This window comes from Sphingomonas sp. NPDC092440, from assembly GCF_044754985.1.
Lineage (GTDB): Bacteria > Pseudomonadota > Alphaproteobacteria > Sphingomonadales > Sphingomonadaceae > Sphingomonas.
Genome location: NZ_JBIVQA010000009.1, coordinates 141,226 through 165,126 on the forward strand (window position 1 = coordinate 141,226; position 23,901 = coordinate 165,126).

The 23,901-nt window shown below is 67.4% G+C and carries 17 protein-coding genes; 6 read left to right on the forward strand and 11 right to left on the reverse strand.

The window, feature by feature from the left end; all coding sequences use genetic code 11:
- Positions 1 to 5 precede the first annotated feature (5 nt).
- The 8 genes from ACIQCS_RS16415 to ACIQCS_RS16450 all read right to left on the reverse strand — a co-directional run bounded on the left by ACIQCS_RS16415 (position 6) and on the right by ACIQCS_RS16450 (position 9,507).
- Positions 6 to 1,433 carry an aspartyl protease family protein gene (locus tag ACIQCS_RS16415; protein WP_345847086.1) on the reverse strand — a complete coding sequence of 476 codons (1,428 nt, stop codon included), beginning with the start codon at positions 1,431 to 1,433 and terminating at the stop codon, positions 6 to 8.
- Between the two features lie 80 nt (positions 1,434 to 1,513).
- Positions 1,514 to 1,756, reverse strand: a complete 243-nt coding sequence (locus tag ACIQCS_RS16420; RefSeq protein ID WP_345847083.1) for a hypothetical protein — start codon at positions 1,754 to 1,756, stop codon at positions 1,514 to 1,516.
- Positions 1,757 to 2,017: 261 nt separating this feature from the next.
- On the reverse strand, positions 2,018 to 3,445 hold the full coding sequence (locus tag ACIQCS_RS16425) for an aspartyl protease family protein (RefSeq protein WP_345847080.1): 1,428 nt from the start codon (positions 3,443 to 3,445) through the stop codon (positions 2,018 to 2,020).
- Between the two features lie 80 nt (positions 3,446 to 3,525).
- Positions 3,526 to 3,846 (reverse strand): hypothetical protein, encoded by a 321-nt coding sequence (locus tag ACIQCS_RS16430; RefSeq protein ID WP_345847078.1) that lies wholly within the window; start codon positions 3,844 to 3,846, stop codon positions 3,526 to 3,528.
- A gap of 193 nt (positions 3,847 to 4,039) precedes the next feature.
- Positions 4,040 to 5,473 (reverse strand): aspartyl protease family protein, encoded by a 1,434-nt coding sequence (locus ACIQCS_RS16435; RefSeq protein WP_345847076.1) that lies wholly within the window; start codon positions 5,471 to 5,473, stop codon positions 4,040 to 4,042.
- A 79-nt stretch (positions 5,474 to 5,552) separates the two neighbouring features.
- On the reverse strand, positions 5,553 to 5,873 hold the full coding sequence (locus tag ACIQCS_RS16440) for a hypothetical protein (RefSeq protein WP_345847075.1): 321 nt from the start codon (positions 5,871 to 5,873) through the stop codon (positions 5,553 to 5,555).
- Positions 5,874 to 6,409: 536 nt separating this feature from the next.
- On the reverse strand, positions 6,410 to 7,987 hold the full coding sequence (locus tag ACIQCS_RS16445; protein WP_345847073.1) for an ATP-binding cassette domain-containing protein: 1,578 nt from the start codon (positions 7,985 to 7,987) through the stop codon (positions 6,410 to 6,412).
- Entirely contained in the window at positions 7,984 to 9,507 is a 1,524-nt protein-coding gene (locus ACIQCS_RS16450) for an ATP-binding cassette domain-containing protein (protein ID WP_345847069.1), read from the reverse strand. Before ACIQCS_RS16450 ends, ACIQCS_RS16445 begins: the two co-directional genes overlap by 4 nt.
- A 426-nt stretch (positions 9,508 to 9,933) precedes the next feature.
- Here ACIQCS_RS16450 and ACIQCS_RS16455 point away from each other — a divergent pair, with 426 nt between their 5' ends.
- From ACIQCS_RS16455 to ACIQCS_RS16470, 4 genes are all read left to right on the forward strand, one after another.
- Complete coding sequence (locus tag ACIQCS_RS16455) at positions 9,934 to 11,508, forward strand: cytochrome ubiquinol oxidase subunit I (protein ID WP_401531332.1); 1,575 nt, start codon at positions 9,934 to 9,936, stop codon at positions 11,506 to 11,508.
- A 27-nt stretch (positions 11,509 to 11,535) separates the two neighbouring features.
- Positions 11,536 to 12,681, forward strand: a complete 1,146-nt coding sequence (gene cydB / locus ACIQCS_RS16460; protein ID WP_345847067.1) for a cytochrome d ubiquinol oxidase subunit II — start codon at positions 11,536 to 11,538, stop codon at positions 12,679 to 12,681.
- Positions 12,682 to 12,693: 12 nt separating this feature from the next.
- Entirely contained in the window at positions 12,694 to 12,813 is a 120-nt protein-coding gene (gene cydX, locus ACIQCS_RS16465; protein WP_345847066.1) for a cytochrome bd-I oxidase subunit CydX, read from the forward strand.
- A gap of 178 nt (positions 12,814 to 12,991) precedes the next feature.
- Positions 12,992 to 13,822, forward strand: a complete 831-nt coding sequence (locus ACIQCS_RS16470; RefSeq protein ID WP_345847063.1) for an alpha/beta hydrolase — start codon at positions 12,992 to 12,994, stop codon at positions 13,820 to 13,822.
- Between the two features lie 36 nt (positions 13,823 to 13,858).
- Here the strand turns inward: ACIQCS_RS16470 and paoC are convergent, their stop codons facing one another.
- From paoC to paoA, 3 genes are read right to left on the reverse strand one after another with little or no spacing between them, the layout of a single operon-like run.
- Positions 13,859 to 16,063, reverse strand: coding sequence for an aldehyde oxidoreductase molybdenum-binding subunit PaoC (gene paoC, locus ACIQCS_RS16475; protein ID WP_345847062.1), 2,205 nt, complete (start codon positions 16,061 to 16,063; stop codon positions 13,859 to 13,861).
- Between the two features lie 3 nt (positions 16,064 to 16,066).
- Positions 16,067 to 17,017, reverse strand: a complete 951-nt coding sequence (locus ACIQCS_RS16480) for a xanthine dehydrogenase family protein subunit M (protein ID WP_345847060.1) — start codon at positions 17,015 to 17,017, stop codon at positions 16,067 to 16,069.
- Complete coding sequence (paoA, locus tag ACIQCS_RS16485; protein ID WP_345847059.1) at positions 17,014 to 17,661, reverse strand: aldehyde dehydrogenase iron-sulfur subunit PaoA; 648 nt, start codon at positions 17,659 to 17,661, stop codon at positions 17,014 to 17,016. Before paoA ends, ACIQCS_RS16480 begins: the two co-directional genes overlap by 4 nt.
- Positions 17,662 to 18,276: 615 nt before the next feature.
- On the opposite strand from paoA, the gene ACIQCS_RS16490 reads away from it, so the two are divergent.
- Positions 18,277 to 20,586 (forward strand): beta-glucosidase, encoded by a 2,310-nt coding sequence (locus tag ACIQCS_RS16490; RefSeq protein WP_345847057.1) that lies wholly within the window; start codon positions 18,277 to 18,279, stop codon positions 20,584 to 20,586.
- An 89-nt stretch (positions 20,587 to 20,675) separates the two neighbouring features.
- On the forward strand, positions 20,676 to 23,840 hold the full coding sequence (locus ACIQCS_RS16495) for a TonB-dependent receptor (RefSeq protein WP_345847055.1): 3,165 nt from the start codon (positions 20,676 to 20,678) through the stop codon (positions 23,838 to 23,840).
- Positions 23,841 to 23,901: the final 61 nt, after the last annotated feature.

The following is a 23,901-nucleotide window of genomic DNA, read 5'->3' on the forward strand; positions in this document are numbered from 1 at the left end:
CGGCGTCAAGGTATCCCCGGCGTTGCGGCGTTCGGAAACGCCGTCGCCTGCCGCTTGCGAGCGGTTTCCTTCCAGAAATTCGCTACCCTGGGCGCGTTCAGCACGATCGAGCAGGCCTCCGCCATCTCCTCGCCGGACAGGTTCACGCAGCGGGCGAAGGCCTCGGTGACGCGGCCGACGCCGGCCGGCTCGGGAACCGCAGGAGTTCCGGCTGGAAAGGCGATGTCCGGGACTCCCGGAAAGGCCAGATAGTCGCTGGCCAGGATCGAAACCGTCGGACCGGCGCAGATCCCGACCCTGGAGATTTTTCCGACCGGGGGACTGATGTCGCCATATTTTCCCGCAAGTGCTTCGATCGTCCTGCCGTTGAGCGAGCAGATCCGGTCGCCGGGTTTGAGGATCGTCTGCGAGGCGGGCGAGGCCTTCATGATATGGGTTATCAGCAGCCCCTTCCCGTCGGGACGGTATTGGATGCCTATTCTTGTGCGATCGGTGACTCGGGCCGTGCGGTCGGAGCCGTAGAAGGCCAGGGCACTGTTCCCTGCATCGAGCACGAAGTTGGACCGACGAAGCAGTCCGGTTCCGACCGAAGCAGGAAATCCCCATCCGGAAAGCGGTCCGCCCTCAGGGTCGATCGATGCCGTTGCCGGCCCCATCGGACGCCTCCCGATGCGGACCGAGGGCAAGCTCGCCAGTCCGCTGATGACAGGGCCGCCGGCGCCGATGCTGCGGATGTCGCTGCGCACCGGAGCGGCACATTCCCACAGTTTCTCCCGTTCAGGTGCCAGATGGATGTCGCTGTCGCTGCCGGTGTCCAGCAATGCCTTCACCGGGATTCCGCAAGCCTCGATGTCAACAAAGGGAAAGTGCGTTCGTGTGTCGATCGCCACCGTCACGGTGTCCGCATCCTTCGGCAGGTCGCCGCCCAGCAGGAAGCGGGCGCGGCGATTCTCCCAGTCGACCTGCAGCGTGAGGCCCATGAGCATTTTGATGCCGATCGTGACGCCGACGCGTTCGTCCCGCGACAGGGGCTTGTCGGTGACCGCCACCTGCTGATTGAGGAGCGTAAGACCGCCGATCACGAGGCTGTCGGCCCGCCGGATAGGGTAATGGCTGACACCGCCATATCCCTTGGCCGAGATGGTCTTCCCATCCTCGGTTCCATCGGCAACGGGCACGAGTCTGGAGGAAATCAGCGCTACGTCGGATACGGTCGAGCCGGTATCGATATCGGCATAGGTCGCCTGTCCGTTCACCGTGACGGGGAAGGTGATACCGTCGGCTTCGTCGCCGGAGAGGGGAAGCCATTCCATCGCCTTGGTCGCGTTGAAGCCGAAACGCGCCTCGGGCTGGGCCTGGGCTTGAGCATTGGCGATGTGAGGGGACATGAAGAGGTAGAGACTTGCGATAACCAAGGGGCGCTTGCGATTCATGAAGACCCGACCTTCTTGAAACGGTGGGCGGCGAATATGCTGCCGCCCACCTGCAACAGTCCAAATTTCCGACGAAGCGTTCAGTCGTTGGGCGAGCCGCTGGCGCGATCATTTTCTCTTTGCAGGCGTCCAGCTTCCGCAGCCCAGTCGGTGCCGCTGCTGCTGCCCGAGCTTCCACCGACGGTAACGGTCACGACGCCGCCGTTCGGGGGGAAGCCGCCCACCGGACCCACGCCGACCGACACGCCGCCGCCGCTCCAGATCTGGACGCCACCGCCGCCGCCGACATCGGAGGTCACGTCCGGGCCCGTGGGCTTCGGCATGGGGCTGCGGTCCTGCATGCGGCCGCCGGCTACGGATCCAATCTCGTCCATAGTAAGTTCGCGAAGCATGGAAATATCCTTCTCTGACTGATGACAAAATGCTTGATGGTCAGGCGAGGTTGGTCAAATCGTGCTCTTCTTCCGGCTCCTCTTCTGTTGACATCGGGATGATCCCGGCGCGCTCCAGTCGCAGGACGCGGTCGGCAGCCCCGCGGGCAACTGGCGGGCCTGAGTGAAGCGCAGGTCCATCCGGGAGTGGCGTCACGGTATCCCCGGCGTTGCGGCATTCGGAAACGCCGTCGCCTGCCGCTTGCGAGCGGTTTCCTTCCAGAAATTCGCTACCCTGGGCGCGTTCAGCACGATCGAGCAGGCCTCCGCCATCTCCTCGCCGGACAGGTTCACGCAGCGGGCGAAGGCCTCGGTGACGCGGCCGACGCCGGCCGGCTCGGGAACCGCAGGAGTTCCGGCTGGAAAGGCGATGTCCGGGACTCCCGGAAAGGCCAGATAGTCGCTGGCCAGGATCGAAACCGTCGGACCGGCGCAGACGCCGACCCTGGCGATCTTTCCGACCGGAGGACTGATATCGCCATATTTTCCCGCAAGTGCTTCGATCGTCCTGCCATTGAGGGCGCAGATCCGGTCGCCGGGTTTGAGGATCGTCTGCGAGGCCGGCGAAGCCTTCATGATATGGGTTATCAGCAGCCCCTTCCCGTCGGGACGGTATTGGATGCCTATTCTTGTGCGATCGGTGACTCGGGCCGTGCGGTCGGAGCCGTAGAAGGCCAGCGCACTGTTCCCTGCATCGAGCACGAAGTTGGACCGGCGAAGCAATCCGGTTCCGACCGAAGCAGAAATACCCCGTCTGGAAAGTGGCCCGCCCTCAGGGTCGATCGATGCCGTTACCGGTCCCATCGGACGTCCTCCGATGCGCACCACGGGCAAGCTGGCCAACCCTTTGATGACCGGGCCGCCGGCACCGATGCCTCGAATGTCGCTGCGCACCGGCGCGGCGCACTCCCACAGCTTCTCCTGCTCGGGCACGAGATGAACGTCGCTGTCCGTGCCGGTGTCGAGCAATGCCTGGACCCGGATTCCGCATATCTCGGCATCGACAATGGGGAGGTGGGTTCGTGTTTCGATCGCTACCGTCACGGTGTCGGCATCCTTCGGCAGGTCGCCGCCGAGCAGGAAGCGGGCGCGGCGATTCTCCCAATCGACCTGCAACGTGAGGCCCATGAGCATCTTGATGCCGATCGTGACGCCGACGCGTTCGTCCCGCGACAGGGGCTTGTCGGTGACCGCCACCTGCTGATTGAGTAGTGTGATTCCGCCGATCACGAGGCTGTCGGCGCGCCGGATAGGGTAATGGCTGACGCCGCCATATCCATTGGCTGAGATGGCCTTTCCATCCTTGGCCCCGTTGGCCAGGGGCACGAGTTTGGAGGAAATCAGCGCCACATCCGACACGGTCGAGCCGGTGTCGATATCGGCATAGGTCGCCTGTCCGTTCACCGTGACGGGAAAGAGGATACCGTCGGCTTCGTCGCCGGAGAGGGGAAGCCATTCCACCGCCTTGGTCGCGTTGAAGCCGAAACGTGCCTCCGGCTCTGCCCGAGTTTGAGCACTGGCAACCGGGAGGGAAATGAAGAGGCAGAGACTTGCGATAACCAAGGGGAGCATGGGATTCATGGCGACCCGACCTTCTCGAAACGGTGGGCGGCGAATATGTGGCCGCCCACCTTCAGCAGCCCAAATTTCAGACGAGGCCCTTAGTCGTTGGGCGAGCCGCTGTTGCGATCATTTCTTTCGCGCTGGTCGTCGGCCTTTGCAGCCCAGTCGGTGCCGCTGTTGGTGCTGCTGCTGCCGGAGCTGCCCCCGATGGTAACGGTCACGACGCCGCCGTTCGGGGGGAAGCCGCCCACCGGACCCACGCCGACCGACACGCCGCCGCCGCTCCAGACGTTGATGCCGCCGCCGCCGCCGACATCCGAGGTCACGTCCGGGCCCGTGGGCTTCGGCATGGGGCTGCGGTCCTGCATGCGGCCACCCGCCACGAAGCCAATCTCGTCCATAGTAAGTTCGCGAAGCATGGGAATAATCCTTCTCTGACGAATGACAATTTGGATGATGTTCAGGCGACTTTGGTCAAATCGTACTTTCTCCCGGCTCTTCCTCCATTGACGTTGGGATGATCCTGCCGTGCTCTGGCCTGAGGACGCGATCGGCATCCCGGTGGGCAACTGGCGGGTCTTGGTGAAGCGCATAGTCCAGCCGGCGGCGGCGTCACGGTATCCCCGGCGTTGCGGCATTCGGAAACGCCGTCGCCTGCCGCTTGCGAGCGGTTTCCTTCCAGAAATTCGCTACCCTGGGCGCGTTCAGCACGATCGAGCAGGCCTCCGCCATCTCCTCGCCGGACAGGTTCACGCAGCGGGCGAAGGCCTCGGTGACGCGGCCGACACCGGCCGGCTCGGGAACCGCAGGAGTTCCGGCTGGAAAGGCGATGTCCGGGACTCCCGGAAAGGCCAGATAGTCGCTGGCCAGGATCGAAACCGTCGGACCGGCGCAGACGCCGACCCTGGCGATCTTTCCGACCGGGGGACTGATGTCGCCATATTTTCCCGCAAGTGCTTCGATGGTCCTGCCGTTGAGCGAGCAGATCCGGTCGCCGGGTTTGAGGATCGTCTGCGAAGCGGGCGAGGCCTTCATGATATGAGTTATGAGCAGCCCCTTCCCGTCGGGACGGTATTGGATGCCTATTCTCGGACGATCGGTGACTCGGGCCGTGCGGTCGGAGCCGTAGAAGGCCAGCGCGCTGTTCCCTGCGTCGAGCACGAAGTTGGATCGTCGAAGCAATCCGGTTCCGATCGAAGCGGGAATGCCACGATTGGAAAGCGGCCCGCCTTCGGGGTCGATCGATGCCGTTGCCGGCCCCATCAGGCGTTTCCCGATTCGTACCGCAGGCACGCTTACCAGTTCGCTGATGACCGGGCCGCCAGCACCGATGCCGCGAATGTTGCTGCGCACCGGGGCGGCACATTCCCATAGCCCCTCTTGTTCGGGAACCAGATGAACGTCGCCGTTTGCGCCGGTGTCCAGCAATGCCTTGACCGGGATTCCGCATAGCTCGGCGTCGACAATGGGGAGGTGGGTTCGTGTCTCGATCGCCACCGTCACGGTGTCGGCATCCTTCGGCAGGTCGCCGCCGAGCAGGAAGCGGGCGCGGCGATTCTCCCAATCGACCTGCAACGTGAGGCCCATGAGCATCTTGATGCCGATCGTGACGCCGACGCGCTTGTCCAGTGAAAGGGGGTGATCGGTCACCGCCACTGGTTGATTGAGTAGTGTGATTCCGCCGATCACGAGGCTATCGGCGCGCCGGATAGGATAGTGGCTGACACCGCCATATCCATTGGCTGAGATGGTCTTCGCGTTCTTGGTCCCGCCGGTAGCGGGCAAGAGCGCAGAGGAAATCACCGCCACATCCGACACGGTCGAACCGGTGTCGATATTGGCATAGGTTGCCTGTCCGTTCACGGTCACCGGAACGATGATACCGTACCTCGCGTCGCTGGAGAGCGGGAGCCACTGCATGGCCTGGGTGGCATTGAAGCCAAAGCGCGCTTCGGGTTGGGCCGGGGTCTGCACCTGGGCCTGGGCGAGTGAGGGGGACAAGCCGAGGCAGAGCTTCGCGATGGCCAGGGGAAGGACACGCTTCATGCAGGTCTGACCTTCTCGAAACGGTGGGTGGCGAACATGCCGCCACCCACTTCAACGGTTGGAATTTCAGTTGCCATCCTCAGTCTTTGGGCGAGCCTGAATAGATTTCGTTCTCGATGCGCTGAGCTTCGGCCTTTGCAGCCCAGTCGGTGCCGCTGTTGGTGCTGCTGCTGCCGGAGCTTCCGCCGATGGTAACGGTCACGACGCCGCCGTTCGGAGGGAAGCCGCCCACCGGACCCACGCCGACCGACACGCCGCCGCCGCTCCAGACGTTGATGCCGCCGCCGCCGCCGACATCCGAGGTCACGTCCGGGCCCGTGGGCTTCGGCATGGGGCTGCGGTCCTGCATGCGGCCACCCGCCACGAAGCCAATCTCGTCCATAGTAAGTTCGCGGAGCATGGGAATAATCCTTCTCTTACTAGTGAAAACCTGCCTGAGTTTCTGACGCATCTGGTAAAGTATTTGTCTTATTCGGGATTATCCTATGTTGGTGTCTATGATGTATGATGTGCGTAATCATCCAAATCCGCAGGAATCTATTTCAATGCATGACGCGAGCGGCGTTCATGCGCGAAGAATTACTGCAATGTGCGAGGGTCGGGGCCCTGACTCGCGCTGCATGTCAGGTAGAATGCGCGAGAATCGAGATTTATGAAGTCGTATTTGCACCGAATTGACGTATTTAAACGCCATTTTTATGGATAAAATCTGGGAACTGATTATCTATTTGTTTTGAATGGATAATGTGTTGCAGTGCCGACATGAATATTCTCGAAGGGCGCGGCCGGTGCGGCGTCGCATATATTCATGAGGAGCGCGCAGCCGCGTGCCTTGCAGCCCGAGCGGCGGGCAGTTCGGGGTGATGATTCCGCCTGGCACATCCCTGCGCGCGCCAGGGCCGAGGCACTTTGATGCGAGCCGATAATGGCCGCTTTTCATGAGCTTGGCGCGATATCCTCGATGGCGATCACATGCTCGGCCAGCGCCAGCGGCGCGCGGCGGTGGGAGGCCAGGATCAGGCCGGTGCTGGATCCCGCCAGCCAGGCGTCGAGCCGCGCGACCAGCTCGGATTCCGTAGCAAAATCAAGTCCTTCGCTGGGCTCGTCGAGCAACAGCCAGGGCCGGCCGGCGAGCAGTGCGCGGGCGAGGGAAAGCCGCTTGCGCTCGCCGCCGGAAAGGGTTCCGCCGGCCTCGCCCAGGCGCGTATCCAGGCCTTGCGGCAAACCCCGGATGCGATCCTCGAGTGCGGCGACCCGCAAGACCGCCCAGATGGCCTCCTTGTCCACGCCGGGACGCGCCAGCCGGAGATTGTCGGCGATCGTCCCCGCAATCAGCGCCGCATCCTGGGGCGCAAGCGCGAACTGGGCGCGGAGCATCGCGCCGGAACAGGCGGCGGGAACCTGCCCCCCGATCGCCGCATCGAGCGTGCCCGCGCGCAGCCCGGCCAGCGTTTCGAGCAGCAGCGTCTTGCCCGAGCCGGAGCGGCCGGTGATCGCGACTCGCGCGCCCGGCGCGAGATCGAGGCTGCCCAGCCGCAGCGGCATCGCTCCGGCGGAGACCGGCCCTGCAACGGGTTCGGGCAAGGCCAGGAGCGCGTCGAGCCGGCGCAATCCAGCGGCCACGCCGGCCCGGCGAAAGGCGGCGCGGGCAAGGCCGGCCATCGCCTCGACCGCGCCGGCGGCGGCCAGCAAGGCGAGGGCGACCCGTGGCGCGGGCGCATCGGCGAGCAGCAGCACCAGCGCCACCGCCAGCGCGGCATAGCCGGCGAGCAGCGCCGCGATCACGCCTTCGCCGCGATGCAGGCGCGCCCGCGCCGCGTCGAGTTCGGCAGCGAAGCGGGACAGGTCGCCGGCCACCCGGCCGGCAAGGCCATAGGCGGCGATCTCGGCCCGGGCGGCGGCATATTCGACATAGCGGGTGCGCAGCGCCCCGAGCGCCTCGCCCGCGTCGTGCGCCGGGCCGTGGGTGAGGCGGCGCGCGGCGCGGTCGAGCAGCGGCGGCAGCGCGGCGAGGAGCAGCGCCAGCGCCAGCGCCGCGGCCCAGCCCGCCAGCAACGCGAGCAGCACCCCGGTGCCCGCCGCGACCCAGCTCGCCGGGCGCACGGGCCTGCGGACGATCAGTTCCTCCAGCGCATCGATATCGCCGATCAGCCGGGCACTGGCATCGCCGCCGGCAAGGTTCGGACCGGTGCGGCCGTCCTGCGCGGCGAGCCTGGCGAACAGGCCGGCGCGCAGGCTCGCCATCGCGCCCAGCGCCGCCTGGTGCGAGAGCAGCCGCTCGCCATAGCGCCCGACGGTGCGCAGGATCGCGAGGCCGCGGATCGCGGCGCTGGGGATCAGATAGTTGAAGCCGAGCGCCGCCACCGGCCCTGCCGCGCCCGCCAGCGCCGCCGCGGTGAGAAACCAGCCCGAGACCGCGAGCAGCAACACGCCCGCGAGCGCGGCGACGATCGCGGCGATGCCGGCACCGCGCAGCCGGCGCCGCCCGGCGGCATCGAGGGCGAGCGCGCTCACAGCGCCACCACCAGCCGCGCCGCGGCGGCGAGGGCGGGATCATGCGTGGCGACCAGCACCGCGCGCTCGGCCGCGACTTCGCGCAGCAGCGCGACGATCGCGGCCGCGCTGTCGGCATCGAGATCCGCCGTGGGCTCGTCGCACAGCAGCAGCGGCCGCCGCGAGAGCAGCGCGCGGGCAAGGCCGATCCGCCGCCGCTCGCCGCCCGACAGGCCCGAGCCGCGATGATCGAGCACCAGGCCGAGCCCGCCCCGCGCCGCGATCACGGCATCGAGGCCGACCCGCCCGGCGACGCGCGCGATCTCGTCGGGTGTCGCATCGGGGCGGGCAAGGGCGATGTTCTCCGCCAGCGTGCCGGGGAGGAGCAGCGGCGTCTGCGCGGCCCAGGCGATGTCGGCGGGATCGAGGGCGCCGCCGCGCACGGTGGTGACGGTGCCGCCGGCCGGCGCAACCTGGCCCGCGATGGCGGCGAGCAGGCTCGATTTGCCGCTGCCGGTGGGGCCGGTGAGCGCGACGAGATCGGCCGCGGCCAGTTCGAAGCCGACCGGGCCGATGCGCAGGCCGGGCCATGCGATCGCGAGCTGCAGGACGCGCAGCCCGTCGAAGCGCGCCGTGGCGGGCGGGGCCGTGGCCGGCGTCTCGACTTGCGCCAGCGCGGCCATCGCGGCGTCGCCGAGCTGCTTCTCGTGATAGGCGGCGGCCAGGCGCCGCATCGGCAGGTAGAATTCCGGAGCCATGGCCAGCGCGAAAAAGGCCTGGCCGAGCGAGAGCTTCTCGGGCGCCGGAAAGGGCAGCAGCCCGAGCAAGGCAAAGCCGCAATAGACCGCGACCAGCGCCACCGAGAGCGCCGCGAAGAATTCCAGCACCGCGCCCGAGAGAAAGGCGACGCGCAGCACCGCGACGGTGCGCTCCGCCACTTCGCCAGTCGCGGCGCCCACCTGGCAGGCGATGCGCTCCTCCGCGCCGAAATGGCGGATGATCGGCAGGGCGCGGATGCGATCGACGAACAGGCCGGAAAGCCCGGCGAGCGCGGCGAGCTGGCGCTCCGCGGCACGGCGTGCGGCAGTGCCGGCCAGGATCATGCCGAGCGCGAACGGGACGAGCGTGAAGAGGAGGATCAGCGCCGATACCCAGCTTGCGCAGGCGACGATCGCGGCGACGAGCAGCGGCGCGGCGGCGGACGCGGCACGGGCGGGACGAAAGCGCGCTTCATAGGCCTCGATCGTCACCAGGTGATCGATCGCCAGCGCCGCGCTCTCCCCGGCGAGCAGCGGACGGGGCAGGCGGCCGGCGAGCAGGCGGGGGAAGATCCGCGCGCGCCAGCCGGCGACCACGCGCTGCGCCGCGCGGATGGCGGCGGCATGGGCCAGCATCGCCGCTCCCGCGCGGATCGCGCCGCCCGCCAGGATCAGCGCCACGGCGCCCCGGGGCAGGCCGTTCCCGGCCGCCAGGCTGCCCATGGCGAGCGCGATGCCGGCCGCGAAGAGCGCCGCGCCCGGTATGTCCAGGATGGGAGCCAATCCAAATGCTGGTTTTATCATGCCTTCATTTCGCCATCCCCGCGAAGGCGGGGATCCAGGGTTAGTGCGGGATGAGCGATGCAATCGTGCACGGAGTTTCCGGAGACGGCAAAGCGTGCCTCGCGACCAATGCGCCTGGCCCTGGATCCCCGCCTTCGCGGGGATGACGGAGTTTGCCGATCGAGTCGTGCCCCAGGGCCATATCCCCGTTCGGCGCCGCGAGGCGCCATCCGCATTCCCCCGCCGGAGAGGAGCGGTCGCATGCCGATGGGTCTTAAAAGCCGGGTCATCGCATTCCGGTTCTAACGCATGTTGCGCTGGCGGCGTATTTGTCCATGATCAAAGCGCCTTCCGGTTAGGGCCCTAGTGACGAGCGGAACGCGGCCAACCCGTTGGGCGCAGACTCTGGCGTGGGGGATTCCTGCGATGATCAGCATGGCAGTCGTCGAGCTATCGAGGCTCCAGTTCGCGCTGACGGCGCTCTATCACTTCCTGTTCGTGCCGCTGACGCTCGGCCTGTCCTTCATGCTGGTGATCATGGAGAGCGTGTACGTGATGACCAACCGCCCGATCTGGCGGGACGTCACGCGCTTCTGGGCCAAGCTGTTCGGCATCAACTTCGTGCTGGGCGTCGCCACCGGGCTCACCATGGAATTCCAGTTCGGGACCAACTGGTCCTATTATTCGCATTATGTGGGCGACATCTTCGGCGCCCCGCTCGCGATCGAGGGCCTGATGGCCTTCTTCCTCGAGGCGACGTTCGTCGGGCTGATGTTCTTCGGCTGGGAGCGGATGTCGAAACAGGCGCATCTGTTCACCACCTTCATGGTGGCGCTGGGATCGAACCTGTCGGCGCTGTGGATCCTGGTGGCGAACGGCTGGATGCAGCATCCGACCGGCGCGACCTTCAATCCCGAGACGATGCGGATGGAAGTGACCGACTTCGCAGCGGTGCTCTTCAATCCCGTGGCCCAGGCCAAGTTCGTCCATACGGTGAGCGCCGGCTATGTGATGGCCAGCGTGTTCGTGCTCGGCGTCTCGGCCTTCTACCTGCTCAAGGGGCGGCACCTGGAACTGGCGAGGCGCAGCTTCACCGTGGCCGCGGCGTTCGGCCTGGCCTCGTCGCTGTCGGTGGTCGTGCTGGGCGACGAGAGCGGCTATGCGCTCACCGAGAACCAGCAGATGAAGCTCGCCGCGATCGAGGGCATGTGGCACACCGAGCCCGCGCCGGCGGGGCTCGCGATCTTCGGCATCCCGTCGAACCGCGGGCGCGAGACCCGGTATGAAGTGAAGATCCCCTATGTGCTGGGCCTGATCTCCACCCGCAGCCTGACCGGCGAGGTCAACGGCATCTTCCCGCTGGTGGAGCGCGCCCGGGGACGGATCGTCAACGGCCTGGCGGCCTATGACGCGGTGGAGAAGCTCAAGGCGGACCGCAACGACCTGGCCGCGCGCGCGGCGTTCGAGCGGACCAAGAACGATCTCGGCCATGCGCTGCTGCTCAAGCGCTTCGTCGCGGATCCGCGCACCGCCGATGCCGCGACGATCGAGCGGGCGGCGTGGAGCACCGTGCCCAATGTGCCGGCGATCTTCTGGATGTTCCGGATCATGGCCGGGATCGGCTTCGGGATGATCGCCTTCTTCGCGATCGCCTTCTTCTATTCGACGGTGCAGCGGTTCGACGCGCGCTGGTTCCTGCGGCTGGCGCTGGTCGTGATGCCGCTGCCCTGGATCGCGGCCGAGGTCGGCTGGGCGGTGGCCGAAGTGGGGCGCCAGCCCTGGGCGGTGGAGGGCGTGCTGCCCACTTTCCTGGCGCCGTCGAGCCTGACCGTGCCCGAGCTGTGGCTGACGATCGCCGGCTTCACGCTGCTCTATGGCACGCTGGCGGTGATCGAGGTGCGGCTGATGCTCGCCGCGATCCGCAAGGGGCCGGAGCCGTATCGCCCCGCCGATGCGCCCGAGCCCGCGGGCCCCGATTTCCACGCCGTTCCGGCCGAATGAGCCGGACCGGGGTTTTGGAGACAGACCATGTCGATCCCTCTCGATTTCGAAACGCTCCGCATCCTCTGGTGGCTGCTGCTCGGCGTGCTGCTGATCGGCTTCGCGCTGACCGACGGCTTCGACCTTGGGACGGCGGCGATGCTGCCCTTCGTGGCCAGGACCGACGAGGAGCGGCGGATGGTGATCAACACCATCGGCGCGACCTGGGAAGGCAACCAGGTGTGGTTCATCCTGGGCGGCGGCGCGATCTTCGCTGCCTGGCCCTTCGTCTATGCCGTCAGCTTCTCGGGCTTCTATCTCGCGATGTTCCTGGTGCTGTCGGCGCTGATCCTGCGGCCGGTGGGCTTCAAATACCGCTCCAAGCATCCGGACAAGGCGTGGCGGGAGCGCTGGGACTGGGCGCTGTTCGTCGGCGGCTTCGTGCCCGCGCTCGTCTTCGGCGTCGCGGTGGGCAATGTGATGAAGGGCATTCCCTTCCGCCTCGATAGCGATCTGCGCGCCTTCTACGAAGGCTCGCTGCTCGGGCTGTTCACGCCGTTCACGCTGGTGACCGGGCTGCTCTCGGTGGCGATGCTGGTGCTGCACGGTGCGGGCTGGCTGAGCCTGAAGGCCGAGGGCGTGGTGCTGGAGCGGGCGCGGCGCTGGGGCCAGGCGGCGGCGGTACTGGCGCTGCTGCTGTTCGCGGCGGGCGGGCTGTTCGTCGCCTGGGGCGGCCTGGGCTACCGGCTGGACGGGGTGGTCGATCCCGGCGGCCCGTCGAACCCGCGCTTCTCGACGACGGTGGCGGAAGGCGGTGCCTGGCTGCGCAACTATGGCGCGCATCCCTGGATGCTGCTGGCGCCGCTGCTCGGCTTCCTGGGGCCGGTGCTGGCGCTGCTCGGGATCCGCGCGCGCCGGGACCTGCTGGTGTTCGCCGGCTCGTCGCTGGCCAATATCGGGATCATCGCCACGGTGGGCCTGGCGATGTTCCCGTTCATCCTGCCGAGCTCGATCGACTCGCTGTCGAGCCTGACGGTGTGGAACGCCTCGTCGAGCCACGGCACTCTGTTCACCATGCTGGTGGTGACGGCGGTCTTCCTGCCGATCGTCCTCGCCTACACTGCCTGGGCCTATCGCGTGATGTTCGGCCGGGTGACCGCGCAGGACGTGCGCACCAATCCCGACTTCTACTGAGGAGCGTTGGCCATGTGGTATTTCTCGTGGATCCTCGGCGTCGGCCTCGCCGTCGGCTTCGGCATCCTCAACGGGCTCTGGCACGAATTCCATTCGGAGCCGCTGCCGGAAGCGGCGGCGGAGGAGGAATAGGCCAGGCAAGCCTTCCATTTTCGTCATCCCCCGCACAGGCGGGGATGACGGTGGAGAATATGAGTCCTCAGCTTACGGGCCATGGCTGGCCGGGCCCGTGGGACCTGATAGACTTGCCCCGCCGGAATCGGCCCTTGCCCGTTTCCGGCCGGCGCATCCCTATGCAGGAGACAGGACCATGGGCATTCTCAAGATCGCGGACGGCACCGAGCTCTTCTACAAGGATTGGGGCCCCAGGGACGCGCAGGTGATCTGGTTCCATCATGGCTGGCCGCTCTCGGCCGACGACTGGGACAGCCAGATGATGTTCTTCCTGCTCAAGGGCTATCGCGTGATCGCGCATGATCGCCGCGGGCATGGCCGCTCCACCCAGACCGACACGGGCAACGAGATGGATACCTATGCCGCCGACGTCGCGGCGCTGGTCGCGCATCTGGGCGTGCGCGGTGCGGTGCATGTCGGCCATTCGACCGGCGGCGGCGAAGTCGCGCATTATGTCGCGCGGGCCGAGCCGGGGCGCGTGTCCAAGGCAGTGCTGATCGGCGCGGTGCCGCCGGTGATGCTGAAGAGCGAGGCGAATCCCGGCGGCCTGCCGATGGAAGTATTCGACAATTTCCGCGAGCAGACTGCGTTCAACCGCGCGCAATTCTTCATCGACGTGCCGGCGGGCCCCTTCTACGGCTTCAACCGGCCGGGCGCGAAGGTGGACCAGGGCGTGATCGACAATTGGTGGCGCCAGGGCATGATGGGCGGGATCAAGGCGCATTACGACTGCGTGAAGGCGTTCAGCGAGACCGATTTCACCGAGGACCTGCGCAAGATCGACGTGCCGGTGCTCGTGATGCACGGCGACGACGACCAGGTCGTGCCCTATGCGGATTCCGCGCCGCTTTCGGTGAAGCTGCTGAAGCACGGCACGCTCAAGACCTATCAGGGCTATCCGCACGGCATGGCGACCACCCATGCGGACGTGATCAACGCCGATCTGCTCGCCTTTATCGAGAGCTGACGGGGTAGCTTCGGGCGGGGAGGGGAATGCCCGGGCTCAGGCGAGCTCGGGCATTCCCGCGAGCAGCTTGTCGAGCGTGACCGGATAGTCGCGCACGCGCATGCCGGTGGCGTTGTGGATCGCATTGGCCACCGCCGCGCCGACGCCGCAGATGCCCAGCTCGCCCACGCCCTTGGCCTTCATCGGCGAGGTGGTGGGATCGGTCTCCTCGAGGAAGATCACCTCCTGGTGCGGGATGTCGGCATGGACCGGCACTTCATATCCGGCCAGATCGTGGTTGACGAAGAAGCCGAAGCGCTTGTCGACCGCCAGCTCCTCCATCAGCGCGGCGCCGGCGCCCATGGTCATCGCGCCGATCACCTGGCTGCGCGCCGATACCGGATTGAGGATGCGCCCGGCCGCGCACACCGCGAGCATGCGGCGGATGCGGATCTCCGCCGTCGCGGCGTCGACGCCGACTTCGACGAAATGGGCGCCGAAGGTCGATTGCTGGTACTTGCCGGCAAGGTCGCCATATTCCATCGCGTCCTCGGCGACGATCTCGCCGCCCTTCGCCGCCTCGGCCAGGGCCAGGCTGCGCTTGCCGCTCTTCACCTTGCCGCCGGCGAACACCGCATCCGCCGAGTTGACGCCGAGCTTGCGCGCCACGGCCTCGCGCAGCTGCACGCAGGCGGCATAGACGCCCGCCGTGGCGCTGTTGGCGCCCCATTGCCCGCCCGACCCGGCCGAGACCGGGAAGCTCGAATCGCCCAGCTTCACCACCACCTTGTCGAGCGGCAAGCCCATCATCTCGGCGGCGGTCTGGGCGATGATCGTGTAGGTGCCGGTGCCGATATCGGTCATGTCGGTCTCGACCGTGACCACTCCGCGCGCGTCGAGCCGCACCCGGGCGGCGGACTTCATGTTGATGTTGTTGCGGAAGGCGGCGGCGACGCCCATGCCGACCAGCCAGCGGCCGTCACGCACGCTGCCCGGCTGCGCGCGCCGGGCCCAGCCGAACTTCTCCGCGCCGATCTGCAGGCACTGGTTGAGCTGGCGCTGCGAATAGGGCCGGCCGGGCTTTTCCGGATCGACCTGGGTGTCGTTCAGCACTCGGAAGGCGACCGGATCGAGGCCGAGCTTCTCGGCCATCTCGTCGATCGCGATCTCGAGCGCCATCATGCCCGGCGCCTCGCCCGGCGCGCGCATCGCATTGCCCTCGGGCAGGTCGAGCACCGCGAGCCGCATCGCAGTCATCCGGTTGGCGCCGGCATAGAGCAGCTTGGTCTGCCCGGTCGCCGTCTCCGGCCCGCCGCCGGGAAGGTCGCCCGACCAGCTCTCATGCCCGATCGCCACCAGCCTGCCGTCGCGCGTCGCGCCCAGGCGGATGCGCTGGATGGTCGCGGGCCGGTGGGGCGTGTTGTTGAACATGAAGGGCCGGGGCAGGGCGACCTTCACCGCCCGGTTCGCCGCCCGTGCACCCAGCGCCGCCAGCACCGCGTCGGCACGGATGAACAGCTTGCCGCCGAACCCGCCGCCGATGAAGGGCGAGCGCATCCGCACCTTCTCGCGCGGGATGCCGAGCGTCTTGGCCATGTCGCCCACCGACCAGGCGATCATCTGGTTGGCGGTCCACAGGTCGAGCCGGTCGCCGCTCCACGCCGCGATCGTCGCATGCGGCTCCATCATCGCATGGGCATGGTCGGGCGTGGTGTAGGTCGCGTCGAACTGCACCGGGGCGCCGGCAAAGGCGCCCGCGAAATCGCCGAAGCTGCTGTCCGCCGGACCGTTGAACCCGCCCTCGGGCGGCTTGCCGGCGCCGTCCTTCGCCGCGGCGAGATCATAGCTGCCCTTGTCGCGGGCATAGTCGACGCGGATCAGCGCGGCGGCGGCGCGCGCCTGCTCGAACGTCTCGGCGACGACGATCGCCACCGCCTGATGGTAATGCTCGATCTCCGGGCCGCCGAGCAGCTTCGCGGTGTTGAAATTGCCCTTGCCGAGCTTGCCGGCATTCCCGGCGGTGACGATGGCGAGCACGCCGGGCGCGGCTCCGGCCTCGCGCAGGTCCATGCCCGTGATCCGCCCCTTCGCGATCGCCGAGCCGAGGACGAAGCCATATGCGGGGTCGGGCGCGTCGTGATGCTCATAGGCATAGGGCGCGGCACCCGTGGTCTTGAGCGGACCGTCGATGCGCGGCGTGGGCTTGCCGATCACCTTCAGCTGGTCGATCGGATTGATGCCGGCGGGCGTGTCGAACTTCATGGCTCAGGCCCTCGCTTCGGCAATGGCGGCGGCGAGCGTGCGCTCGGCCAGCACCAGCTTGAACCGGTTCTGCTCGGTGGGCGTGGCGCCCGCAAAGGCCGCCGCCGTCACCGCCCGGGCGCCGCGCGGCATCTCGGCCTCTGCCGCCTCGACGCGCCAGGGCCGCGGCGCGACGCCACCGAACGCGACCCGGCCGGTGCCGTCCCTGCGGAGGATCGCCGCCACCGAGACGAGCGCGAAGGCATAGGAGGCCCGGTCGCGGACCTTGTGATAGATGTGCGTGCCGCCGATCGGCCGGGGGAGCGTCACCGCGGTGATCAGCTCGCCGGGCGCCAGGCCGTTCTCGACATGGGGCGTCTCGCCCGGGAGCAGGTGGAACGCGGCGATCGGGATCGCCCGGGTGGTGCCGTCGGCGCGCACCGTCTCCACCACTGCGTCGAGCGCGCGCATCGCCACCGCCATGTCGCTCGGATGGGTGGCGATGCATGCCGTGCTGGTGCCGATCACGCCAAGGCCGCGATTCACCCCGCCGATCGCCGCGCAGCCGCTGCCGGGCCGGCGCTTGTTGCACGGCTGGTTGGTGTCGTAGAAATAGGGGCAGCGGGTGCGCTGCAGCAGGTTGCCGGCGGTCGTCGCCTTGTTGCGCAGCTGGCCCGACGCGCCCGCGACGAGCGCGCGGGAGAGCAGGGCATAGTCCTTGCGGACGCGCCCGTCGGCGGCGAGATCGGTGTTGCGGACCAGCGCGCCGATGCGCAGCCCGCCCTCGGCCGTCGCTTCGATCCCGTCGAGCCCCAGATGGTTGACGTCGACCAGATGGGCCGGCGTCTCGATCTGCAGCTTCATCAGGTCGAGCAGGTTGGTGCCGCCGGCGATGAAGCGGGCGCCCGGCGTGCGGCCGACGATCGCCGCCGCCTCGGCCGGCGAGCCGGCGCGCTGATAGCTGAACGCCTTCATGCCTTCCTCCGCGCGGCGACTTCGGCGATCGCCTCGACGATGTTGGAATAGGCGCCGCAGCGGCAGAGATTGCCGCTCATCCGCTCGCGGATCTCGTCGGCGCTCATTGCCGGCGTGCCGGCTATGTCGCCGGTCGCATGGCTGGGAATGCCCGCGCGGATCTCGTCGAGCACCGCCACCGCCGAGCAGATCTGGCCCGGCGTGCAATAGCCGCATTGATAGCCGTCATGCTTCACGAAGGCGGCCTGCATCGGGTGCATGTTGTCGGGCGTGCCCAGCCCCTCGATGGTGGTGATCGCATCGCCTTCGTGCATCACCGCGAGGCTGAGGCAGGAATTGATCCGCCGCCCGTCGACGATCACGGTGCAGGCGCCGCACTGGCCATGGTCGCAGCCCTTCTTGGTGCCGGTCAGCCGGAGATGCTCGCGCAGCGCGTCGAGCAGGGTGGTGCGGGTGTCGAGCTCCAGCGCGTGCGGCTTGCCGTTCACCGTGAAGCCGACCTTGGCCATCACCGGCGCCTCCGCGCCCGTCGGGGCCGCTTCCCCGGCCTCGGCGGCGGGAGGCGTGGCGCCGGCCGCCACCGATGCCGCGCCGCCGATCAAGACGCCGCGCCGCGAAAGTTCGAAATCGCCTGGTCCATGCATATCGGCCTCTGCTCCCCTTGAAGCTGGCGCGTGCCCTGAGACGGTCGGGTCATGCCCTGTTCCTGATGGTTCTAGCGCGAACAACGATCGAGGCAAAGTTTCGCTCATCGGGGAGGGGCAGGGCCCGGCCCGGAGCTGATTCGGGGTGGACGGATTCATATTCTCCTTCGTCATCCCCGCTGCTCCCTCGTCACCCCCGCTTCTCCCTCGTCATCCTCGCGCAGGCGGGGATCCCGGATAGTTCGTAATATCCATGCCATCACGCGAACGCTCTCCGGAGAGGATGTCAGCCTGCCGCGACCGCCTCGTCCCTGGCCCTGGATCTCCGCCTGCGCGGGGATGACGGGGGAGGAAAGAGCCCCGATGTAACAAAGTTGAGAACGTTCTTGAGAACGCTCTCAATCTATGCTCTAACCCTCGGATCGGAGCGAAAGACTCCGCGAATGACAGAGGGGTGTTGGAACAGGCTGCCGTGCGCGCCATGCTGCGCTGTCGGCTTGTTTCGTCGCTGAATCCGACAGCGTTGTCGGAAAAGCTCCCCCAGGTTGGATCGGATGAACTGGCACGCCCCAGGGCGTGCGCGGCGCCGTTGCACGCGCCGAAGGGGAGAGGTGAATGCTGATCAGCCTGCGGCATGTGGCGCGCTCCATGGCGTTGCTCGCCACCACCGCGCTTGCCGGGACCATGACGGGCGCGCATGCGCAGGATCCCGTCACGCCCGCCGCACCGCCGAAGCACGAAGCCCGCCCGTCCGCGGACCCCGCGGCGCGGCCCTGGGCCGATCCCCGGCTGCCGGCGGCGGCCCGCGCGGAGACGCTGCTCGCGGCGATGACGCTCGAGGAGAAGCTGGGCCTCGTCTACACATGGTTCCCGCCGCTGGCGAAGGATCCGGCGGCGCCGGCCGACATGATTCCCTCGGCGGGCCAGCAGGCAGCGATCCCGCGTCTGGGCATCCCGGCGCTGCGCGAGACCGATGCCAGCCTCGGCGTCGCCAACCAGGTCGAGCAGCGCAAGGGCGACACCGCCACCGCGCTGCCTTCGGGCCTGGCGCTGGCCGCGAGCTTCGATCCCAAGCTCGCCTATGCGAGCGGCGCGATGATCGGCGGCGAGGCGCGCGCCAAGCGCTTCAACGTCATGCTCGCGGGCGGCATCAACCTGACGCGCGATCCCTGGGGCGGCCGCAATTTCGAATATCTGGGCGAGGACCCGCTGCTCGCCGGCGTGATCGCCGGGGAGTCGATCCGGGGCATCCAGTCGAACCACATCGTCTCGACGATCAAGCATTTCGCCCTGAATTCCCAGGAGACCGGCCGCTTCGTGATGGACGCGCGGATCGGCGAGGCGGCGCTGCGGGAAAGCGATCTGCTTGCCTTCCAGCTCGCGATCGAGCGCGGCCGGCCGGGCTCGGTGATGTGCGCCTATATGTCCGTCAATGGCGACTTCGCCTGCGAGAACGACTTCCTGCTCAACACCGTGCTCAAGCAGGACTGGGCCTATCCGGGCTGGGTGATGTCCGACTGGGGGGCGGTGCATTCGACGGTGAAGGCCGCGCGCAACGGGCTGGACCAGCAATCGGGCGGCGAACTCGACACGCATCCCTTCTTCCGCGCCGATCTGAAGCAGGCAGTGGAGAGCGGCGCGCTGCCGATGGCGCGGCTGGACGACATGGCGCGCCGCATCCTGCATGGCATGTTCTCGACCGGCCTGATGGACGCGCCGGTGGTGGAGGCGCCGCAGCCGATCGACCATGCGCGGAATGCCGACGTCGCGCAGCGCGCCGCCGAGGCGGGGATCGTGCTGCTCAAGAACGAAAAGGACATCCTGCCGCTGGCCAGGACCGCCAGGCGCATCGTCCTGATCGGCGGCCATGCCGATGTCGGCGTGCTTTCGGGCGGCGGCTCGTCGCAGGTCCGCTCGGTCGGCGGCGCGCCGATCGAGATCCCCCTCAAAAATGGCCCGGCCGCGTCGTTCGTGCGCGTGACCTGGCATGCTTCCTCGCCGCTCGCGGCGCTCCGTGCGCTGGCCCCCAAGGCGCGCATCGACTTCGTCGATGGCAGCGACCCCGAAGCCGCCGCCGCGGCGGCGAGGAATGCGGACCTGGCGATCGTCTGGGCCACGCAATGGACCACCGAGGCCGAGGATCCCGAGACGATCGACCTGGCCGGTAACCAGAACGCCGTGATCGCGGCCGTCGCCGCCGCCAACCCCAGGACCGCAGTGGTGCTCAACACCGGCGGGCCGGTGCTGATGCCCTGGCTCGACAAGGTGCCGGCGGTGCTCGCCGCCTGGTATCCGGGCCAGCGCGGCGGCGAGGCGGTGGCGCGGGTGCTGTTCGGCGAGGTCAATCCCTCGGGCCGCCTGCCGATCACCTTCCCCGCGGCGATCGACCAGGCGCCTCGCGCCGCGGTGCCCGGCTTCGACCAGGTCAAGGCCTCGCCCGACCGCGGGCAGGACGCGCGTGCGATCAAGCCCTTCGCGGTCGAGTATCGCGAGGGCTCGGACGTCGGCTATCGCTGGTATGCCCGCCAAGGCCAGCGCCCGGCTTTCCCCTTTGGCTATGGCCTCAGCTACACGCGCTTCGGCTATGCCAATCTGAAGGTCGAGGGCGGCGGCGCGCTCAAGGTGAGCTTCGACGTCACCAATCGCGGCAAGCGCGCGGGCGCCGACGTGCCGCAGCTCTATGTGACTCCGGCCACGGGCAGCCGCCCGCTGCGCCTGGCCGGTTTCGAGCGCGTGACGCTCAAGCCCGGCGAGACGCGCCGGATCACCCTGGTCGCCGAGCCGCGCATCGTCGCGGACTATGACGTCGCCCGGCCGGGATGGCGCGTGGCGGCGGGAACCTATCGTGTCGCGATCGCGCGGGATGCCGGCCAACCGGTGCTCACGGGCGCGGCGGATTTGCAGGAGCGCCGGCTGGCGCCCTGAGACGACGGCACCGGGTGAGGCGCGCGTAGATGCGTCGGGGTGCAGAACAGAGTGGGAGGACAGAGGGAATGAAGGGATTATCCAGTTTGATGGCCGGCTTGCTGGCGTCGACCGCCCTGGTCGCGCCGGCATGGGCCCAGGACGCGGCGGCGGTGCCGCAGGATGCGGGAGCCGATCAGGGCGAAGAGATCGTCGTCACCGGCATCCGCGCGTCGCAGGCCAAGGCGATCAACATCAAGCGCAACGAGACGGCGATCGTCGATGCGATCTCCTCGGAAGACATCGGCAAGCTGCCGGACGTCACCGTGGTCGACGCGCTGCAGCGCATCTCGGGCGTGCAGATCAAGCGTGACGCCGGCGAGGGCTCGAGCGTCAACATCCGCGGCCTGCCCCAAGTGATCACGCTGCTCAATGGCGAGCAATATCTTAGCCCGGGCAATCTCGGCACCGCGCAGCCCAACCTCAACGACATCCCCGCCCAGCTGATGAACGCGGTGGTCGTCTACAAGTCGCAGGACCTGCGCAACGCGCTGTCGGGCATTTCCGGCACCGTCGACCTGCGCACCCGCCGTCCCTTCGACCTGAAGAGCGGCCTGACCCTGGCCAACCAGGTCGAATATTCGCGCGGCGACTATACCAAGAAGAACGACTATCTGATCAGCGGCCTGCTGAGCTGGCGCAACGACACGATCGGCGTGATGGTCGGCGCCACGCAGAGCAAGGCGCATCTCGGCAACAACTATGCCGGCATCGGCGGCAGCCCGTTCGGCAACAACGACTGGGGCGGCACGGGGCCGAACTGGATCGCGCCGCACGGCTATGAGCTGTTCAGCCGCGAAGTCGAGCGCAACCGCTTCGGCATCAACGGCGCGGTGCAGCTGAAGTTCGCCGAGGGCTGGACGCTGACCGGCGAAGTCTTCCATACCGAACTGGTCGAGCACAACCGCGCCGCGGGCGTGAACATCTCGAACCGCTGGAACGGCCTGACCTGGACGACGCCCACCCAGTCCACCTCGACGGGCCAGCTCGGCGCGAACCAGCAGCCCTGGCTCGACGTCGACCAGTATGACCTCAACGTATGGTGGTTCAATTCCTTCTCGGTGAACCGCACCGCGCGCGAGAAATCGACCAACTACAACCTGCAGCTCGACTATGACACGGGCGGCCCGTTCAAGTTCACTGCGCGCGCGCTGCGCTCGGATGCGAATCTGCGCAGCATGAACGGCCAGGTGCAGGGCGATCTCAGCAACTGGCGCGCGGGCAACCGGGCATTCACGCTGTTCCGCAACCCGAACGACCTGACCCGCGGGCCCTTCTACCCGGCGAACATCGCGGCGCTGTACCCGGCCTCGCGCTATACCAACAACGTGGTCGGCGCGAACGGCGGCCGCTACATCGATCCGAACCCGCTGGGCTATGGCCAGGATCCGCTGCTGCACCTCGACCTGCGGGGGCAGAACCCGGTGTTCAGCGGCTTCGACACGCCGATCTCGGGCGGCCTGGGTGCGGGCAAGTCGCTCAAGGACTATATGGCCAATCTCGACAGCTATGCCGTCGCGGCCTTCTCGTCCGAAGGCAATCAGGAGAACAGCTCCGATCTCGGCGTGTTCCGCGCCGACGGCAGCTACGAGTTCCAGGGCGGCGGCCTGTTCGGCGTGCTGAACCGTGTCGATGTCGGCGTGCGCCGCTCGGACCGCTCGACCCAGATCAAGAACTTCCACCTCTTCTCGAACTTCTATGGCGGCAATGGCGCCGCCACCGCGGCGGGCTGCTCGGCGCAGTGGAAGGCGATTGACGTGGTGATGGACAACCCGCAATGCTCGGCGGGCGAGTTCGTCTCCAACCCTGGCTATAATGCGGCGCTGCCGCTGGCACCAACGCCATCGCCCTGCGGCGCTTCGGCGGCGAACGCGCCGACTTGCTTCCAGGGCTATACCGTCAACCGGCCGACCAAGCTCAACGCCTATAACAACGTCTATTTCCAGACGAACTGGGGCGGCGTGGTCAACGGCATGCCGGGCATGTGGGTGGTCAATCCCAAGGACTTCGACGACATCAAGTCGTTCATGACGCGGGTATTCGGCGGCGCCGACGAGGTGATCGTCCCAGGCAACACCTATGACGTCGACCTGATCGAGGAGAGCGCCTACATCAACACCAACTGGAAGCGCGGCGCGTTCAAGGCCGATATCGGCGTGAAGGTCATCAAGACCAGCATCGACGTGAAGCAGAACCTGACCGGCGACACCCGGGCATATGGCGACACCAACCTCGACGTCGGCGACAGCGTAACCCGCCGCAGCTATACCGACTGGCTGCCGACGGTGACCCTGTCCTATGACGTCACCGACAATATCCGCGTGCGCGCGGCCTTCGCCAAGACGATGATCCCGCTGGACCTCGGCAATTACGGCGGCGGCCTGAAGATCAACACCGCGGATTCACAGGGCCCCAACCCGACGAACCCGACGGCGGCGCCGCTCGGCGTCCGCCAGGTGACGAGCGCGAATGCGAGCGGCAATCCCTATCTGAACCCGTGGCGCTCGAACAATTACGACCTCAGCCTGGAATATTATCTGGGCCGCGCCTCGATGCTCAACATCGGCCTGTTCAAGCTCAACATCGACAGCTTCGTCACCACCGCGACGATGATGACCGGCCGCTATCCGGACGCCGACGGCGTGATCCGCCGGACGGTGCCGGTGACGCAGCCGGTACAGGGCGATGGCGGCAACCTGCAGGGCGTGGAAGCCGGCGCCAAGCTGGCCTTCACCGATCTGTTCCCCAACGTGCCGTTCCTGCGCAACTTCGGCATCGACGCCAACTACACCTTCTCCGACTCCTCGCAGTCGGCACGAGGTCTCGACGGCAAGAAACTGCCTTTCCAGGATAATTCCAAGCACCAGATCAATCTGGTCGGCTGGTACCAGGACGATATCTTCCAGGTCCGCGTCGCGTGGAACCACCGCACGCCGCGCCTGGCGAACATGGGCCTGGGCTATGACGTGGATCCCGATCCGGCGCCCGACCGGGTCGACCAGCGCAATATCCCGGTGATGCAGGACACGAGCAACTATGTGGACGTGAACGTGACCGCGAACATCAACAGCCAGTTCGCGATCTACGGCAATGTCTCGAACCTGCTGGGCGAGCGCGAGCGCTATTACTTCCAGTTCGACCAGGATTCGAAGCAGTTCCATTCGCAGAACCGCTTCGAGCCGCGTTACTCGGTGGGCGTGCGCTACCGTTTCTAAGAGCCAACCCTCCTGGGCCGGCGGTCTTCCAGGGCCGCCGGCTCATTTTTCCCAGGGAGCG

Coding starts and splice junctions, on each gene's coding strand:
- paoA (WP_345847059.1), bottom strand. CDS start 17,661: ATGCATGGACCAGGCGATTTCGAACTTTCGCGGCGCGGCGTCTTGATC.
- cydB (WP_345847067.1), top strand. CDS start 11,536: ATGTCGATCCCTCTCGATTTCGAAACGCTCCGCATCCTCTGGTGGCTG.
- ACIQCS_RS16425 (WP_345847080.1), bottom strand. CDS start 3,445: ATGAATCCCATGCTCCCCTTGGTTATCGCAAGTCTCTGCCTCTTCATT.
- ACIQCS_RS16420 (WP_345847083.1), bottom strand. CDS start 1,756: ATGCCGAAGCCCACGGGCCCGGACGTGACCTCCGATGTCGGCGGCGGC.
- ACIQCS_RS16440 (WP_345847075.1), bottom strand. CDS start 5,873: ATGCTCCGCGAACTTACTATGGACGAGATTGGCTTCGTGGCGGGTGGC.
- ACIQCS_RS16435 (WP_345847076.1), bottom strand. CDS start 5,473: ATGAAGCGTGTCCTTCCCCTGGCCATCGCGAAGCTCTGCCTCGGCTTG.
- paoC (WP_345847062.1), bottom strand. CDS start 16,063: ATGAAGTTCGACACGCCCGCCGGCATCAATCCGATCGACCAGCTGAAG.
- ACIQCS_RS16480 (WP_345847060.1), bottom strand. CDS start 17,017: ATGAAGGCGTTCAGCTATCAGCGCGCCGGCTCGCCGGCCGAGGCGGCG.
- ACIQCS_RS16470 (WP_345847063.1), top strand. CDS start 12,992: ATGGGCATTCTCAAGATCGCGGACGGCACCGAGCTCTTCTACAAGGAT.
- ACIQCS_RS16430 (WP_345847078.1), bottom strand. CDS start 3,846: ATGCTTCGCGAACTTACTATGGACGAGATTGGCTTCGTGGCGGGTGGC.
- ACIQCS_RS16415 (WP_345847086.1), bottom strand. CDS start 1,433: ATGAATCGCAAGCGCCCCTTGGTTATCGCAAGTCTCTACCTCTTCATG.
- ACIQCS_RS16455 (WP_401531332.1), top strand. CDS start 9,934: ATGATCAGCATGGCAGTCGTCGAGCTATCGAGGCTCCAGTTCGCGCTG.
- ACIQCS_RS16490 (WP_345847057.1), top strand. CDS start 18,277: ATGCTGATCAGCCTGCGGCATGTGGCGCGCTCCATGGCGTTGCTCGCC.
- ACIQCS_RS16495 (WP_345847055.1), top strand. CDS start 20,676: ATGGCCGGCTTGCTGGCGTCGACCGCCCTGGTCGCGCCGGCATGGGCC.
- cydX (WP_345847066.1), top strand. CDS start 12,694: ATGTGGTATTTCTCGTGGATCCTCGGCGTCGGCCTCGCCGTCGGCTTC.